The sequence below is a fragment of the Nesterenkonia sp. Act20 genome (assembly GCF_019173455.1).
GTDB lineage: Bacteria > Actinomycetota > Actinomycetes > Actinomycetales > Micrococcaceae > Nesterenkonia.
In genome coordinates this window covers 644,458-658,620 of sequence record NZ_JADPQH010000002.1, presented here as the reverse complement: position 1 = coordinate 658,620, position 14,163 = coordinate 644,458, and the positions used below count along the sequence as shown (strand labels likewise).

Annotated in this window: 22 protein-coding genes; all 22 read left to right on the top strand. The window is 63.0% G+C overall.

Features of this window, described 5'->3' with window-relative positions; genetic code table 11:
* Window positions 1-4 precede the first annotated feature (4 nt).
* The 22 genes from fusA (at window position 5) to rplO (ending at window position 14,082) form a co-directional block, all read left to right on the top strand.
* The gene (gene fusA, locus IY716_RS12735; RefSeq protein ID WP_218222030.1) at window positions 5-2,119 is read left to right on the top strand and encodes an elongation factor G; all 2,115 of its coding nucleotides are present in this window, start codon (window positions 5-7) and stop codon (window positions 2,117-2,119) included.
* 242 nt (window positions 2,120-2,361) lie between these two features.
* The gene (gene tuf, locus IY716_RS12730; protein WP_218222029.1) at window positions 2,362-3,552 is read left to right on the top strand and encodes an elongation factor Tu; all 1,191 of its coding nucleotides are present in this window, start codon (window positions 2,362-2,364) and stop codon (window positions 3,550-3,552) included.
* A gap of 563 nt (window positions 3,553-4,115) precedes the next feature.
* A complete protein-coding gene (gene rpsJ, locus IY716_RS12725; RefSeq protein WP_022871716.1) occupies window positions 4,116-4,424 on the top strand; it encodes a 30S ribosomal protein S10 in 309 nt (102 codons plus the stop codon).
* Between the two features lie 23 nt (window positions 4,425-4,447).
* Window positions 4,448-5,110 carry a 50S ribosomal protein L3 gene (gene rplC, locus IY716_RS12720; protein WP_218222028.1) on the top strand — a complete coding sequence of 221 codons (663 nt, stop codon included), beginning with the start codon at window positions 4,448-4,450 and terminating at the stop codon, window positions 5,108-5,110.
* A gap of 5 nt (window positions 5,111-5,115) precedes the next feature.
* Window positions 5,116-5,730 (top strand): 50S ribosomal protein L4, encoded by a 615-nt coding sequence (gene rplD / locus IY716_RS12715; protein ID WP_218222027.1) that lies wholly within the window; start codon window positions 5,116-5,118, stop codon window positions 5,728-5,730.
* Window positions 5,727-6,035 carry a 50S ribosomal protein L23 gene (gene rplW / locus IY716_RS12710; protein ID WP_192592270.1) on the top strand — a complete coding sequence of 103 codons (309 nt, stop codon included), beginning with the start codon at window positions 5,727-5,729 and terminating at the stop codon, window positions 6,033-6,035. The genes rplD and rplW overlap by 4 nt, the downstream gene beginning before the upstream one ends.
* 37 nt (window positions 6,036-6,072) lie before the next feature.
* On the top strand, window positions 6,073-6,909 hold the full coding sequence (gene rplB / locus IY716_RS12705) for a 50S ribosomal protein L2 (RefSeq protein WP_192592271.1): 837 nt from the start codon (window positions 6,073-6,075) through the stop codon (window positions 6,907-6,909).
* A gap of 12 nt (window positions 6,910-6,921) precedes the next feature.
* Complete coding sequence (gene rpsS / locus IY716_RS12700; RefSeq protein WP_058887529.1) at window positions 6,922-7,203, top strand: 30S ribosomal protein S19; 282 nt, start codon at window positions 6,922-6,924, stop codon at window positions 7,201-7,203.
* A gap of 68 nt (window positions 7,204-7,271) precedes the next feature.
* Window positions 7,272-7,637, top strand: coding sequence for a 50S ribosomal protein L22 (rplV, locus tag IY716_RS12695; protein WP_192592272.1), 366 nt, complete (start codon window positions 7,272-7,274; stop codon window positions 7,635-7,637).
* Window positions 7,637-8,461, top strand: a complete 825-nt coding sequence (rpsC, locus tag IY716_RS12690; protein WP_192592273.1) for a 30S ribosomal protein S3 — start codon at window positions 7,637-7,639, stop codon at window positions 8,459-8,461. Before rplV ends, rpsC begins: the two co-directional genes overlap by 1 nt.
* On the top strand, window positions 8,461-8,877 hold the full coding sequence (rplP, locus tag IY716_RS12685; protein WP_192592274.1) for a 50S ribosomal protein L16: 417 nt from the start codon (window positions 8,461-8,463) through the stop codon (window positions 8,875-8,877). The genes rpsC and rplP overlap by 1 nt, the downstream gene beginning before the upstream one ends.
* A 2-nt stretch (window positions 8,878-8,879) precedes the next feature.
* Complete coding sequence (gene rpmC, locus IY716_RS12680) at window positions 8,880-9,167, top strand: 50S ribosomal protein L29 (RefSeq protein WP_192592275.1); 288 nt, start codon at window positions 8,880-8,882, stop codon at window positions 9,165-9,167.
* 2 nt (window positions 9,168-9,169) lie between these two features.
* Window positions 9,170-9,442, top strand: a complete 273-nt coding sequence (gene rpsQ, locus IY716_RS12675) for a 30S ribosomal protein S17 (RefSeq protein ID WP_192592276.1) — start codon at window positions 9,170-9,172, stop codon at window positions 9,440-9,442.
* Between the two features lie 427 nt (window positions 9,443-9,869).
* Complete coding sequence (rplN, locus tag IY716_RS12670; protein ID WP_192592277.1) at window positions 9,870-10,241, top strand: 50S ribosomal protein L14; 372 nt, start codon at window positions 9,870-9,872, stop codon at window positions 10,239-10,241.
* A 3-nt stretch (window positions 10,242-10,244) separates the two neighbouring features.
* Window positions 10,245-10,580, top strand: coding sequence for a 50S ribosomal protein L24 (gene rplX / locus IY716_RS12665; RefSeq protein ID WP_218222026.1), 336 nt, complete (start codon window positions 10,245-10,247; stop codon window positions 10,578-10,580).
* A complete protein-coding gene (gene rplE / locus IY716_RS12660) occupies window positions 10,580-11,158 on the top strand; it encodes a 50S ribosomal protein L5 (protein ID WP_218222025.1) in 579 nt (192 codons plus the stop codon). Before rplX ends, rplE begins: the two co-directional genes overlap by 1 nt.
* Before the next feature lie 111 nt (window positions 11,159-11,269).
* A complete protein-coding gene (gene rpsH, locus IY716_RS12655; RefSeq protein ID WP_192592280.1) occupies window positions 11,270-11,668 on the top strand; it encodes a 30S ribosomal protein S8 in 399 nt (132 codons plus the stop codon).
* A 20-nt stretch (window positions 11,669-11,688) separates the two neighbouring features.
* Window positions 11,689-12,225: a 50S ribosomal protein L6 gene (gene rplF, locus IY716_RS12650; RefSeq protein WP_218222024.1), complete on the top strand. Its 537-nt coding sequence runs from the start codon at window positions 11,689-11,691 to the stop codon at window positions 12,223-12,225.
* A gap of 3 nt (window positions 12,226-12,228) precedes the next feature.
* Window positions 12,229-12,600: a 50S ribosomal protein L18 gene (gene rplR, locus IY716_RS12645; RefSeq protein ID WP_192592282.1), complete on the top strand. Its 372-nt coding sequence runs from the start codon at window positions 12,229-12,231 to the stop codon at window positions 12,598-12,600.
* On the top strand, window positions 12,597-13,352 hold the full coding sequence (gene rpsE, locus IY716_RS12640) for a 30S ribosomal protein S5 (RefSeq protein ID WP_369699713.1): 756 nt from the start codon (window positions 12,597-12,599) through the stop codon (window positions 13,350-13,352). Before rplR ends, rpsE begins: the two co-directional genes overlap by 4 nt.
* Complete coding sequence (rpmD, locus tag IY716_RS12635; RefSeq protein WP_192592283.1) at window positions 13,349-13,585, top strand: 50S ribosomal protein L30; 237 nt, start codon at window positions 13,349-13,351, stop codon at window positions 13,583-13,585. Before rpsE ends, rpmD begins: the two co-directional genes overlap by 4 nt.
* Before the next feature lie 2 nt (window positions 13,586-13,587).
* Window positions 13,588-14,082, top strand: a complete 495-nt coding sequence (gene rplO, locus IY716_RS12630; RefSeq protein ID WP_218222023.1) for a 50S ribosomal protein L15 — start codon at window positions 13,588-13,590, stop codon at window positions 14,080-14,082.
* Window positions 14,083-14,163: the final 81 nt, after the last annotated feature.

The window sequence follows — 14,163 nt, the reverse complement described above, 5'->3', positions numbered from 1 at the left end:
CACCGTGGCACAAGACGTGCTCACTGACCTCAAGAAGGTCCGCAACATCGGCATCATGGCTCACATTGATGCCGGTAAGACCACCGCAACCGAACGCATCCTGTTCTACACCGGCATGAACCACAAGATCGGTGAAACCCACGACGGTGCGTCCACGACGGACTGGATGGAGCAGGAGAAAGAGCGCGGCATCACGATCACCTCTGCCGCGGTGACCTGCTTCTGGGGCGACAACCAGATCAACATCATCGACACCCCGGGTCACGTCGACTTCACCGTCGAGGTGGAGCGCGCGCTGCGCGTCCTCGATGGCGCCGTCGCCGTCTTCGACGGCAAGGAAGGCGTGGAGCCGCAGTCCGAGACCGTCTGGCGCCAGGCCGACAAGTACAACGTCCCGCGCATCTGCTTCGTCAACAAGATGGACAAGCTCGGCGCTGACTTCTACTACACCGTCGACACCATCAAGTCCCGCCTCGGCGCGACTCCGCTGGTGATGCAGCTGCCGATCGGCTCCGAGAGCGACTTCGTCGGCGTCGTCGACCTGCTGCAGATGAAGGCCCTCGTATGGCCCGGCGACGCCAAGGGCGACGTGACCATGGGTGCTGAGTACGAGACCCGTGAGATCCCTGAGGAGCTCAAGGAGTCCGCCGAGGAGTACCGCAACACGCTCATCGAGCAGGTCGCGGAAGCTGACGACGTGCTGATGAACAAGTACCTCGAAGGCGAAGAGATCTCCAACGACGAGCTCAAGGAAGGCATCCGCAAGCTCACCGTGGCCTCGGCCGCCTACCCCGTGTTCTGCGGCTCGGCGTTCAAGAACCGCGGAGTGCAGCCCATGCTCGACGCCGTCATCGACTACCTGCCCACCCCGGCAGACGTCGAGGCCATGGAGGGCCACAAGCCCAACCATGAGGACGTCATCCTGACTCGCCGTCCCCGCAAGGACGAGCCCTTCTCGGCACTGGCGTTCAAGATCGCTTCCCACCCCTTCTTCGGGCAGCTCACCTTCATCCGCGTCTACTCGGGCAAGCTGTCCGCCGGCGCGCAGATCGTGAACTCCACGAAGGGCAAGAAGGAGCGCATCGGCAAGCTCTTCCAGATGCACGCGAACAAGGAGAACCCGGTCGAGGAGATCCAGGCCGGGCACATCTACGCGGTCATCGGGCTCAAGGACACCACCACCGGCGACACGCTGTGCGATCCGAACGACCAGATCGTGCTCGAGTCGATGACCTTCCCGGAGCCCGTGATCTCCGTGGCCATCGAGCCGAAGTCGAAGAGTGACCAGGAGAAGCTCTCCACGGCCATTCAGAAGCTGGCAGCCGAGGACCCGACCTTCACCGTCACCCAGAACGATGAGACCGGCCAGACCGAGATCGGCGGCATGGGCGAGCTTCACCTGGACATCCTGGTGGACCGCATGCGCCGCGAGTTCAACGTCGAGGCCAACGTGGGCAAGCCTCAGGTGGCCTACCGCGAGACCATCAAGAAGCGTGTGGAGAAGGTCGACTACACCCACAAGAAGCAGACCGGTGGTTCGGGTCAGTTCGCCAAGGTGCTCATGAACTTCGAGCCCATGGACACCTCGGACGGCGAGATGTATGAATTCGCCAACCTGGTGACCGGTGGACGCATTCCCCGCGAGTACATCCCCTCCGTGGATGCAGGCATCCAGGACGCCATGGGTCTCGGCGTCCTCGCCGGCTACCCGATGGTCGGCGTCCGTGCCGAACTGGTCGACGGCGCTTACCACGACGTCGACTCCTCGGAGATGGCGTTCAAGCTGGCCGGCTCCCAGGTCCTCAAAGAGGGCGCGCGCCGGGCCAACCCGGTGTTGCTCGAGCCGACCATGTCCGTCGAAGTCCGTACTCCCGAGGAGTACATGGGCGAAGTCATCGGCGACCTGAACTCCCGTCGCGGTCAGATCCAGTCCATGGATGACGCGGCAGGCGTGAAGGTCATCAAGGCACTTGTGCCGCTCTCCGAGATGTTCGGCTACATCGGCGAACTGCGCTCACGCACGCAGGGTCGTGCCGTCTTCACCATGTCCTTCAACTCGTACGTCGAGGTTCCGAAGGCCGTGGCCGAAGAGATCATCGAGAAGAACCGCGGCGCCTGATCCACGCACCGGACGGCCGGGCCGACTCCGCATCGGGGGAGGCCCGGCCGTCCGGACCGGGCGGATCGACGCAGCCTGGAGGAAGCGAGGTCTCCGAATGACCTCCACTGCTCCTCACGAACCATCATTCGGATAATTTCACCAAATACCTAGCGATTAGTAGACTTGCATGAGTTTCAGCCTCGTTGACAGTGCGGCTGGAGTAAGTCTTCTTACCTGAACAAGTTTCTTAGGAGGAACCTGTGGCCAAGGCAAAGTTCGAGCGTAACAAGCCGCACCTTAACATCGGCACCATCGGTCACGTCGACCATGGCAAGACCACCCTGACAGCTGCGATCTCTAAGGTCCTGTCGGAGAAGTACCCCGAGCTCAACCAGGGTCGCGACTTCGCCTCGATCGACAACGCTCCCGAGGAGCGCGAGCGCGGCATCACGATCAACGTCTCCCACGTGGAGTACCAGACCGAGGCGCGCCACTATGCACACGTGGACGCCCCCGGTCACGCTGACTACGTGAAGAACATGATCACCGGTGCCGCTCAGATGGACGGTGCGATCCTGGTCGTCGCCGCCACCGACGGTCCGATGGCGCAGACCCGCGAGCACGTGCTGCTCGCCCGCCAGGTCGGCGTGCCCGCCCTGCTGGTCGCACTGAACAAGTCCGACATGGTCGAGGACGAAGAGCTCCTGGACCTCGTCGAGATGGAGGTGCGCGAGCTCCTCGATTCCCAGGGTTACGACGGCGACAACGCACCGGTCATCCGCACCTCAGGCCTGAAGGCTCTCGAGGGCGATGCTGAGTGGGTCAAGACCGTTGAAGACCTCATGGAGGCCGTGGATACCTTCATCCCCGAGCCAGAGCGTGACAAGGACAAGCCGTTCCTGATGCCGATCGAGGACGTCTTCACCATCACCGGTCGCGGCACCGTGGTGACCGGTCGCGCCGAGCGCGGCACGCTGAAGATCAACTCCGAGATCGAGATCCTCGGCATCCGCCCCAAGCAGAAGACCACCGTCACCGGTATCGAGATGTTCCACAAGCAGCTCGACGAGGCTTGGGCCGGCGAGAACTGTGGACTGCTGCTTCGCGGTCTGAAGCGTGATGACGTCGAGCGTGGCCAGGTTGTGGCCGCCCCCGGCTCCATCACCCCGCACACGCAGTTCGAGGCCAACGTCTACATCCTCTCCAAGGATGAGGGCGGACGCCACAACCCCTTCTACACCAACTACCGTCCGCAGTTCTACTTCCGGACCACCGATGTCACCGGTGTCATCTCACTGCCCGAGGGCACCGAGATGGTCATGCCGGGCGATAACACCGAGATGACTGTTGAGCTCATCCAGGAGATCGCCATGGAAGACGGCCTCGGCTTCGCCATCCGCGAGGGTGGACGCACCGTTGGTTCAGGTCGAGTCACCAAGATCCTGAAGTAAGACTCACGATCTTGGCTTGATCCTCGGCCCCTGAGTCGGCAGCCTGGCTGCTGATTCACCCGAGCACACAGAATCCCCGGTGACCACGGTCACCGGGGATTCTGTTTGTGGTGACTGGGGATCTGTGTGAGAATAGACAGGTTGCTCACGGGCTCTCAGCCGCCGTGTGCCTTGACGGCACACGGAGTGGGCGAACAGCTATAACTTCAAGACCGGCACCTCGCGGTGTGTCTCGCTGTGCGCAGAGAAACTGCTCATCTAAGCGACACGCCCGACCGCGGGGGTCGGACATCCGGCAGCACGAGGAACCCGTCGGGGTCTGTGGAGACACAGCACCCGATCAGGACGGATTCGTGTCGCCCGGAACGTGCACCTGACAAGCGACGTCGGACTCGCAAGATGGAGTCCTCGAAGCCCGGGTGCGCAGCCCACAACTGCAGAAGGTCAGATCCGCCCACAACCCCAACGGGTGTGCGCGTTGCCTTTCTGGGAGCCCTCGGCTCCACGCAGTCGTGGGCTGCGACGAGAGACGAATGTCAGAACACCAGAAAGAGGCTCAACGCATGGCGGGACAAAAAATCCGCATCCGGCTGAAGTCGTATGACCACGAAGTCATCGACACCTCGGCCCGGAAGATCGTCGACACGGTCACACGTGCTGGTGCAACGGTTGTCGGCCCAGTGCCGCTGCCCACCGAGAAGAACGTGTACGCCGTGATTCGCTCTCCCCATAAATACAAGGACTCTCGCGAGCACTTCGAGATGCGCACCCATAAGCGCCTCATCGACATCGTGGACCCGACGCCCAAGGCTGTCGATTCCCTGATGCGACTCGACCTGCCTGCAGACGTCAACATCGAGATCAAGCTTTAGAGCAGGGAGGTGCTGAGAAAACTATGACCAATATTTCCCGCGTTGAACTGAACGTCAAGGGACTGCTGGGCACGAAGCTCGGCATGACCCAGGTCTGGGACGAGAACAACAACCTCATCCCAGTCACTGTCGTCCAAGCCGACTCCAATGTCGTGACCCAGATCCGCACCGCAGAGAGCGACGGCTACAACTCCGTCCAGATCGGCTTCGGCCGCATCGATCCGCGCAAGGTGACCAAGCCGCTGGCCGGCCACTTCGAGAAGGCCGGTGTGACCCCGCGTCGCCACGTCGTCGAGATCCGCACCGGTGACTCCGGCTCCTACGAGCTCGGACAGGACCTGACCGTCGAGTCTTTCGAGACCGGCCAGAAGGTCGACGTCATCGGCAAGACCAAGGGCAAGGGCTTCGCAGGCGTCATGAAGCGCCACGGCTTCGCCGGTGTCGGCGCTTCGCATGGTTCGCACAAGAACCACCGCAAGCCCGGCTCCATCGGCGGCGCCTCGACCCCGGGTCGCGTCTTCAAGGGTCTGCGCATGGCCGGTCGCATGGGCGGAGTCCGTCAGACGACCCATAACCTGACCGTTCACGCAGTGGACGCCGAGAAGAACCTGCTGCTCATCAAGGGCGCCCTTCCGGGTGCTCGTGGCCAGGTCGTCCTGGTCCGCACCGCAGTGAAGGGAGCATGATCCACATGGCCAACAAGGTTTCTGTCGACTTCCCCGCAGAGGTATTCGACGCCAAGACCAACGTCGCGCTGATCCACCAGGTGGTCGTCGCGCAGCGGGCTGCTGCTCGCCAGGGCACCCACAAGACCAAGACTCGCTCTGAGGTCTCCGGCACCGGCGCCAAGCCGTTCCGCCAGAAGGGCACCGGCCGTGCCCGTCAGGGCTCCATGCGCGGACCGCACATGATCGGCGGTGGCATCGTCCATGGCCCCACCCCGCGTGACTACGCCCAGCGCACGCCCAAAAAGATGAAGGCAGCCGCTCTTCGCGGAGCCCTCTCCGACCGGGCGCGCAACGACCGTATCCACGTGGTGGATTCGCTGGTCGTCGACACGGCCTCCACCAAGGCGGCCAAGGCCGCACTGGCAGGCCTCGGCGGCGCGAACCGCAACTGGCTCGTCGTGATCGACCGCAGCGATGACATCGCCGCACTGTCGACCCGCAACCTGCCCCACGTCCACACCCTGTATGCCGACCAGCTGAACACCTACGACGTCATCGTCTCCGATGACATCGTGTTCACCCAGGCCGGCTATGACGCCTTCCTGGCACAGGGCACTGCGAAGGAGGAGACCAAGTGAGCGTCCTGACAAGCAAGGACCCGCGCGACGTCATCATCGCACCCGTCGTGTCGGAGAAGTCCTACGGGCTGATCGACGAGGGCAAGTTCACCTTCCTGGTGGACCCCCGAGCCACGAAGTCCGAGATCAAGTACGCCGTGGAGAAGATCTTCTCCGTGCGTGTGAACTCGGTCAACACCATCAACCGAGCTGGCAAGCGCAAGCGCACCAAGTTCGGATGGGGCTCGCGCACTGGTACCAAGCGCGCCATCATCACCCTCAAAGAGGGCTACAACATTGACATCTTCGGAGGATCCGCAGCCTGATCGGCTGATCGGAACCACTTGATCGAGGAAGAAGAATATGGCTATCCGTAACCTCAAGCCGAACACACCGGGCCAACGCGGCTCGTCTGTGGCCGACTTCGCAGAGATCACTCGGGACACCCCGGAGAAATCCCTGCTGCGCCCGCTGTCCAAGACAGGCGGCCGCAACAGCTCAGGCAAGATCACCACTCGTCACAAGGGTGGCGGGCATAAGCGCCAGTACCGCGTCATCGACTTCCGTCGCTCTGACAAGGACGGCGTTCCGGCGAAGGTCGCTCACATCGAGTATGACCCGAACCGCACCGCTCGCATCGCCCTGCTGCACTTCGTGGACGGCACCAAGCGCTACATCCTCGCCCCAGCCAAGCTGGAGCAGGGCGCAGCGGTTGAGTCCGGTCCGAACGCGGACATCAAGCCCGGCAACAACCTGCCGCTGCGCAACATCCCGCTCGGCACCGTGGTGCACGCGGTGGAGCTGCGACCAGCAGGCGGCGCGAAGCTCGGCCGTTCTGCAGGCGCCTCCATCCAGCTGGTCGCCCGCGAGGGCAAGTACGCCCAGCTGCGTCTGCCCTCCGGTGAAGTTCGCAATGTCGATGTACGCTGCCGGGCAACCGTCGGCGCCGTGGGCAATGCTGAGCAGTCCAACATCAACTGGGGCAAGGCAGGACGCATGCGCTGGAAGGGCGTTCGTCCGACCGTCCGCGGTGTTGTGATGAACCCGGTCGACCACCCGCACGGTGGTGGCGAGGGCAAGACCTCCGGTGGTCGCCATCCGGTGAACCCCAACGGCAAGCCAGAGGGCCGCACTCGCCGTCCGAACAAGGAAAGCGACAAGCTCATCGTGCGTCGCCGTCGTACCAAGAACAAGCGATAGGAGCCTGGAGACATGCCACGCAGCTTGAAGAAGGGCCCCTTCGTTGATCAGCACCTGTACCTCAAGGTCGTCGCTGAGAACGAAAAGGGCACCAAGAATGTCATCAAGACATGGTCCCGCCGTTCCATGATCATCCCCGACATGCTCGGCCACACTGTGGCCGTCCATGACGGACGTAAGCACATCCCCGTGTTCATCACTGAGTCGATGGTCGGGCACAAGCTCGGCGAGTTCGCTCCGACGCGTACATTCCGCGGCCATGTGAAGGACGACAAGAAGGGCAAGCGCCGCTGATCGCTTCCTCATCTGAGGAGCGAGAAGTGAGCTTGACCAACGTGTCACAAGACGAGAGAAGGAAAGCAATGGAAGCCAAGGCAATTGCGCGCTACCTGCGTGTGACGCCTATGAAGGCCCGGCGCGTCGTCGACCTTGTCCGCGGCAAGCAGGCCAACGAAGCACTGGCCATTCTGAAGTTCGCCCCTCAGGGCGCTACAGAGCCGGTGTACAAGGTGGTCGCCTCTGCTCTGGCGAATGCTCGCCAGCATGCAGACAAGGAAGGAGTCGCCTTCAACGAAGACGCCTTCTTCATCACCGAGGCACGCGTCGACGAAGGTCCGACCATGAAGCGGTTCCGCCCCCGTGCGCAGGGCCGGGCGTTCCGCATCAACAAGCGCACCAGCCACGTCACCATCGTGGTCGGCGCCGAAGAGAAAGGTGGGGATCAGTAGTGGGACAGAAGATTAACCCCAATGGTTTCCGTCTGGGCATCACGACCGACCACATCTCACACTGGTACGCCGACTCCACGAAGGCCGGTCAGCGTTACAAGGACTTCGTGAAAGAAGACGTCCAAATCCGTGAGCTGTTGGCCAAGACCGTGGAGCGCGCCGGCATCTCGAAGGTTGAGATTGAGCGCACTCGCGATCGTGTCCGTGTGGATATCCACACTGCGCGCCCAGGCATCGTCATCGGTCGCCGCGGCGCCGAGGCAGACCGCATCCGCAGCGAACTGGAGAAGCTCACCGCCAAGCAGATCCAGCTGAACATCCTCGAGGTCAAGAGCCCCGAGACCGATGCACAGCTGGTCGCCCAGGGTGTCGCTGAGCAGCTCGCAGCACGTGTGGCGTTCCGCCGCGCGATGAAGAAGGCCATCACCTCGGCCATGCGTTCCGGCGCCAAGGGTATCCGTATCCAGTGCGCCGGTCGTCTCGGCGGCGCCGAGATGTCCCGCTCCGAGTTCTACCGCGAGGGACGAGTTCCGCTGCACACGCTGCGCGCGAACATCGACTTCGGCAAGCACGAAGCGAAGACCACCTTCGGTCGCATCGGCGTGAAGGTCTGGGTCTACAAGGGCGATCTCACCGCCAAGGAACTCGCCGCGCAGCAGGCTGCACAGCCTTCCGGTCGCGGTGGAGCTCGCGGCGGACGCGGAGGAGCAGGCGGAGCCCGTGGTGGCGAAGAGCGTCGTCGTCGCGGTCCCGGCCGTGGACGCGAAGCCGGTGCCCAGGCACCCGCCGAAGCAGGCTCCGGCGCTGAAGGAGGGCAGAACTGATGTTGATGCCACGTCGAGTCAAGTACCGCAAGCCCCACCGGCCTAAGCGCCGCGGGCAGGCAAAGGGCGGAACCGAGCTCGCCTTCGGCGAGTACGGCATCCAGGCCCTTGATCCGGCCTACGTGACGAACCGCCAGATTGAAGCTGCGCGTATCGCCATGACCCGCCACATCAAGCGCGGCGGCAAGGTCTGGATCAACATCTATCCCGACCAGCCACTGACGAAGAAGCCTGCCGAGGTCCGCATGGGCTCCGGTAAGGGTTCCCCGGAGTGGTGGATCGCCAACGTCAAGCCCGGACGCATCATGTTCGAGCTGTCCGGTGTCAGCGAGGAAGTCGCCAAAGAGGCGCTCCGGCTGGCAATCCACAAGCTGCCCATGAAGGCACGCGTGATCAGCCGAGAGAGTGGTGAGTGACGATGGCAGTTGGAACCAATGAGCTGACCGTTGAGAAGCTCGCAGAGATGGACTCCGCAGGGCTTGCAGAGGCGCTGCGTTCTTCCAAGGAAGAGCTGTTCAACCTCCGCTTCCAGTCCGCCACAGGCCAGCTGGAGAACTCCAGCCGGTTGAGGGACATCAAGCGCGACATCGCCCGTATCTACACGGTGCTGCGTGAGCGCGAGCTGGGCATTCGCGAGAATGTCGATGCCGACGCAGCCTCCTCTGATTCGGCCGATGAGCAGAACGAAGAGAAGGCTGAGGACTGAGCATGAGCGAAGCATCTGCAGAAACCCGCAATGACCGTAAGACCCTGCGCGGCGTCGTCGTCTCCGACAAGATGGCCAAGACCATCGTCGTCGAGGTCGAGGATCGTCGTAAGCACGGCCTGTACGGCAAGATCATGAAGCGGCACACCAAATTCATGGCACACGATGAGACCGAGCAGGCAGGGATCGGCGATACCGTAGTCATCGCTGAGACCCGTCCGCTGTCAGCCTCCAAGCGCTGGCGGCTCGCCGAGATCGTCGAAAAGGCAGAGTGATCAGGCCCTCGGGTCCTCGCCGGTTCAGCTGAACCAGCGCAGGACCCGAGGTCGCACGCTGCACCACTGAAGGCCCGACTTCCGCACTGGCAGTGCGGAGTTGGGCCTTCGGCGTATCTCGTGTATGATTTTGAGGCTGTGCGCCCTTATAGATGAGGCTATCCACCTCAGAGGACAGCGCACGTCCCCGAAAGGGCCTCCGGGCCCCGGGAAACGCCGCCTCGGCCATGCATTCAACTGCCCGTCCTTCAAGGGATGGAGAGTGTGTGGGTAAGCGGCCAGGGGACTGTCAGGTAAGTCGGACCACAGGCCCGGGGCGACACCCGTCGCTCCAGGTGTCCGACTCAGGCTAGAAGTTCCACAAGGCTCGCCAGCCGAGATGATCGGCACGAGTGCGAGAACCAGTGTGACGACAGGAGAAAACCAAGTGATTCAACAGGAATCGCGGCTCAAGATCGCCGACAACACCGGTGCCAAGGAAGTCCTTGTCATCCGTGTCCTCGGTGGATCCGGACGCCGCTATGCAGGTATCGGCGACACATTCGTCGCCACCGTCAAGGACGCAATTCCGGGCGGAAATGTCAAGAAGGGCGACGTCATCAAGGCTGTCGTCGTGCGTTCAAAGAAGAAGACCCGTCGCAACGACGGCTCCTACATCAGCTTCGATGAGAACGCTGCCGTCATCCTCAAGGGTGACACTCCGGAGCCGCGCGGTACCCGTATCTTCGGGCCGGTGGGTCGCGAACTGCGCGACAAGAAGTTCATGAAGATCGTCTCGCTCGCTCCGGAGGTGCTCTGACTCATGGCCAAGATCAAGAAAGACGACCTCGTCCAGGTCCTCACCGGCAAGGACAAGGGCAAGCAGGGCAAAGTCCTGCAGGTCCTGCCCGCCAAGGAACGCGTCCTCGTCGAGGGCGTCAACCGCATGAAGCGCCACCTCCGTGCCGGCCAGTTCGGCAGCACCGAGGGCGGCATCGTGGAGTCTGAGGCCACCATCCACATCTCCAACGTCGCTGTGGTCGACCCCGAGTCCGGCAAGCCGACTCGCGTCGGCTACCGGCAGGAGACTGTGGAGCGTGATGGCGTCAGCAAGACTGTGCGCATCCGCGTCGCCAAGGCCTCCGGAAAGGACCTGTGATGACTGAGGTTCAGAGCCAGACTGAGAAGACCACCCCGCGGCTGAAGAGCAAGTACCGCGAGGAGATCCGGTCCACACTGCAGGAAGAGTACGGATACTCCAACGTCATGGAGGTCCCCGGCCTGGTCAAGGTCGTGGTCAACATGGGCGTCGGCGAGGCAGCTCGCGACTCCAAGCTCATCCAGGGCGCCGTTGAGGATCTGACCAAGATCACCGGTCAGAAGCCGAAGGTGACCCGTGCACGGAAGTCCATCGCGCAGTTCAAGCTGCGTGAAGGCATGCCGATCGGTACCCACACCACGCTGCGCGGCGATCGCATGTGGGAATTCGTGGATCGCCTCGTGACCCTTGCGCTGCCCCGTATCCGCGATTTCCGCGGACTCAGCGGAAAGCAGTTCGACGGCAACGGCAACTACACCTTCGGTTTGACCGAGCAGTCGGTGTTCCACGAGATCGACCAGGACAAGATCGATCGCCCCCGCGGCATGGACATCACCGTGGTGACCACCGCCAAGACTGATGAGGAAGGCCGCGCACTGCTCAAGGCGCTGGGCTTCCCCTTCAAGACCGACCAATAATCACTACGCCGCAGGTCCCTTCACCAAAGGTTCCGGTCGGTTCGGCAGCAGCCGGACCATCGAGTTCCTCGGGAGACTGGAAACCACGGCGAGGAAGGGCAGAAGCCCCTCATGACAATGACTGACCCAGTCGCAGACATGCTGACACGTCTGCGCAATGCCAACTCGGCTTTCCACGATCAGGTGTCCATGCCCAGCTCGAAGTTGAAGGTGCGCGTGGCCGACATCCTGAAGGCGGAAGGTTACATCACCGAATGGCGTGAAGAGGAGGCCGAGGTCGGAAAGACCCTGGCCATCGACCTCAAGTTCGGCCCGAACCGTGAGCGTTCGATCGCCGGCCTGCGCCGCATCTCCAAGCCCGGTCTCCGGGTGTATGCGAAGTCCACCAACCTCCCGCACGTCTTGGGCGGCCTGGGCATCGCGATCCTGTCCACATCCTCCGGTCTCCTTACCGACCGGCAGGCAGCAAAGAAGGGCGTCGGTGGGGAAGTCCTCGCCTACGTCTGGTAACCGGAAGGAGTCGAAGCACTATGTCACGCATCGGTCGTCTTCCGATCACCCTCCCTGCCGGCGTCGAGGTTAAGCTGGAAGGTCGCGAGGTCTCTGTCAAAGGGCCCAAGGGCGAACTTTCCCGCACTCTTGCCGAAGGCATCACCGTCACCCAGGACGAGGGCATCATCACGGTGTCCCGTCCCAACGACGAACGCGAATCCCGTTCGCTGCACGGCCTCACCCGCACCCTGATCAACAACATGGTCATCGGTGTCACAGAGGGCTACTCCAAGAAGCTCGAGATCGTCGGCACCGGTTACCGTGTGCTGCCGAAGGGCGATGACCTGGAGTTCGCACTCGGCTACTCGCACCCGGTTCCGGTGAAGGCCCCTGCGGGCATCACCTTCCAGGTCGATGGCGCCACCAAGCTGTCTGTCATCGGTATCGACAAGCAGCAGGTCGGCGAGGTCGCCGCCAATATCCGCAAGCTGCGCAAGCCTGACCCCTATAAGGGCAAAGGCGTGCGTTACGAGGGCGAGCAGATTCGCCGCAAGGCCGGAAAGGCAGGTAAGTAAACCATGGCTATTGGTATCAAGGGCAAATCCAAATCCGCTGCCCGCGGCCGCCGCCACCTCCGCCTGCGCAAGAAGCTCAACGGCTCCGCCGAGCGTCCGCGCCTGGTGGTCAACCGCTCCGCTCGTCACATGGTCGCCCAGGTGGTCAATGACCTCGAGGGCAAGACCCTGGTCTCCGCCACCACTATGGAGGCGGACCTGCGCAGCTTCGACGGCGACAAGACCGCCAAGGCGAAGAAGGTCGGCGAAATGGTCGCCGAGCGCGCCAAAGCAGCTGGCATCGACGCCGTGGTCTTCGACCGCGGCGGCAACAAGTACCACGGTCGCGTGGCAGCCGTCGCTGACGGCGCCCGGGAAGGTGGGCTGAAGCTGTGAGTGAGAACGCAAACAACCCCGTGAAGGACTCGTCTGTGACTGAGGCCAAAGAAACCGCCGCACCGGAGACTGCCTCGCAGACTCAGGCTGCCGGCGAGAACACCAACTCAGCTCGCGGCGATCGCGGCGGCCGCGGTGACAACCGCGGTGGTCGTGGAGGTCGCAGCGAAGGCGGCGGCCGCGGTCGCGGTCGTGGCGGTCGCGAAGAGGAGAAGGACAAGTTCCTCGAGCGCGTCGTGACGATCAACCGCGTCTCCAAGGTCGTCAAGGGTGGTCGTCGCTTCAGCTTCACCGCCCTGGTCATCGTCGGAGACGGCGATGGTCTGGTCGGCGTCGGATACGGCAAGGCCAAGGAAGTCCCGGCGGCCATCGCCAAGGGTGTGGAAGAGGCCAAGAAGAGCTTCTTCCGCGTCCCTCGCGTCGGCTCCACCATCCCGCACCTGGTCAAGGGTGAGGATGCTGCCGGCGTCGTCCTGCTTCGTCCCGCAGCACCGGGTACCGGTGTGATCGCTGGAGGTCCTGTCCGCGCCGTACTCGAGTGCGCAGGCATCCACGACGTGCTGACCAAGTCCATGGGCTCGGTGAACGCCATCAACATCGTTCACGGCACCATCGATGCCCTCAAGCAGCTCGAAGAGCCCGAGTCCGTGGCAGCACGTCGCGGCAAGGCTCTCGACGAGATCGCACCGGCGCGCATGCTGCGCACTATGGCGGCTGACCGCGAGGCCCGTGCACAGAAGGCAGGTGCATGACCTTGCGCAGTACCGTCAACTACAACACCGCGCGAAACCTGAAGACCGGCGAGCACAAGCTCACCGTCACCCAGGTCAAGTCACTGATCGGCGCCAACCCCAAGCACCGCGAGACTGTTCGCTCGCTTGGACTCAAGCGCGTGGGCCACACTGTGGTCCGCGACGCCGACGCCGTGACCGTGGGCATGCTCAACAGCGTGAAGCATCTAGTCAAGGCTGAGGAGGCGAACTAAGGATGGCAGAGAACACCGCTGCGGATTCCAACGTCCTCAAGGTCCACGATCTGCGTCCGGCGCCCGGCTCCAAGAAGTCCCGCACCCGTGTTGGGCGTGGTGAGGCTTCCAAGGGCAAGACTGCAGGCCGTGGTACCAAGGGTACGAAGGCCCGTTACCAGGTCCGTGCCGGCTTCGAGGGTGGACAGCTTCCGCTGCACATGCGCCTTCCGAAGCTGCGCGGCTTCAAGAACCCGTTCCGCGTGGAATACTCGCCGGTCAATCTGACCAAGCTTGGCGAGATGTTCCCCGAGGGCGGAGACGTCACAGCCGATGACCTGATCGCCAAGGGTGCTGCTCGCAAGGGCCGCCCCGTCAAGGTGCTCGGATCAGGCGAGATCTCCGTGGCCGTGACCGTGAAGGCACACGCCTTCTCGGCCAGCGCCGTGGAGAAGATCAATGCTGCCGGTGGCTCCACCGAGCAGCTGCCGCTGAAGGCTGCTTCCAAGCAGGCCTGATCGGTTCTCACATGTGAGAGACCCCCGTGGATTACCACGGGGGTCTCTTCATATCCGGGCCGTGACCAGCCATATCCTGGC

What these genes read in the sequence shown, in the direction of transcription:
- rplP (WP_192592274.1), top strand. Translation starts at nt 8,461, where the DNA reads ATGTTGATGCCACGTCGAGTCAAGTACCGCAAGCCCCACCGGCCTAAG.
- rplX (WP_218222026.1), top strand. Translation starts at nt 10,245, where the DNA reads ATGGCCAAGATCAAGAAAGACGACCTCGTCCAGGTCCTCACCGGCAAG.
- rplC (WP_218222028.1), top strand. Translation starts at nt 4,448, where the DNA reads ATGACCAATATTTCCCGCGTTGAACTGAACGTCAAGGGACTGCTGGGC.
- rplV (WP_192592272.1), top strand. Translation starts at nt 7,272, where the DNA reads ATGGAAGCCAAGGCAATTGCGCGCTACCTGCGTGTGACGCCTATGAAG.
- rpsH (WP_192592280.1), top strand. Translation starts at nt 11,270, where the DNA reads ATGACAATGACTGACCCAGTCGCAGACATGCTGACACGTCTGCGCAAT.
- rplF (WP_218222024.1), top strand. Translation starts at nt 11,689, where the DNA reads ATGTCACGCATCGGTCGTCTTCCGATCACCCTCCCTGCCGGCGTCGAG.
- rpsJ (WP_022871716.1), top strand. Translation starts at nt 4,116, where the DNA reads ATGGCGGGACAAAAAATCCGCATCCGGCTGAAGTCGTATGACCACGAA.
- rpsQ (WP_192592276.1), top strand. Translation starts at nt 9,170, where the DNA reads ATGAGCGAAGCATCTGCAGAAACCCGCAATGACCGTAAGACCCTGCGC.
- rpmC (WP_192592275.1), top strand. Translation starts at nt 8,880, where the DNA reads ATGGCAGTTGGAACCAATGAGCTGACCGTTGAGAAGCTCGCAGAGATG.
- rplD (WP_218222027.1), top strand. Translation starts at nt 5,116, where the DNA reads ATGGCCAACAAGGTTTCTGTCGACTTCCCCGCAGAGGTATTCGACGCC.
- rpmD (WP_192592283.1), top strand. Translation starts at nt 13,349, where the DNA reads ATGACCTTGCGCAGTACCGTCAACTACAACACCGCGCGAAACCTGAAG.
- rplE (WP_218222025.1), top strand. Translation starts at nt 10,580, where the DNA reads ATGACTGAGGTTCAGAGCCAGACTGAGAAGACCACCCCGCGGCTGAAG.
- rpsS (WP_058887529.1), top strand. Translation starts at nt 6,922, where the DNA reads ATGCCACGCAGCTTGAAGAAGGGCCCCTTCGTTGATCAGCACCTGTAC.
- rplO (WP_218222023.1), top strand. Translation starts at nt 13,588, where the DNA reads ATGGCAGAGAACACCGCTGCGGATTCCAACGTCCTCAAGGTCCACGAT.
- rplB (WP_192592271.1), top strand. Translation starts at nt 6,073, where the DNA reads ATGGCTATCCGTAACCTCAAGCCGAACACACCGGGCCAACGCGGCTCG.
- rplR (WP_192592282.1), top strand. Translation starts at nt 12,229, where the DNA reads ATGGCTATTGGTATCAAGGGCAAATCCAAATCCGCTGCCCGCGGCCGC.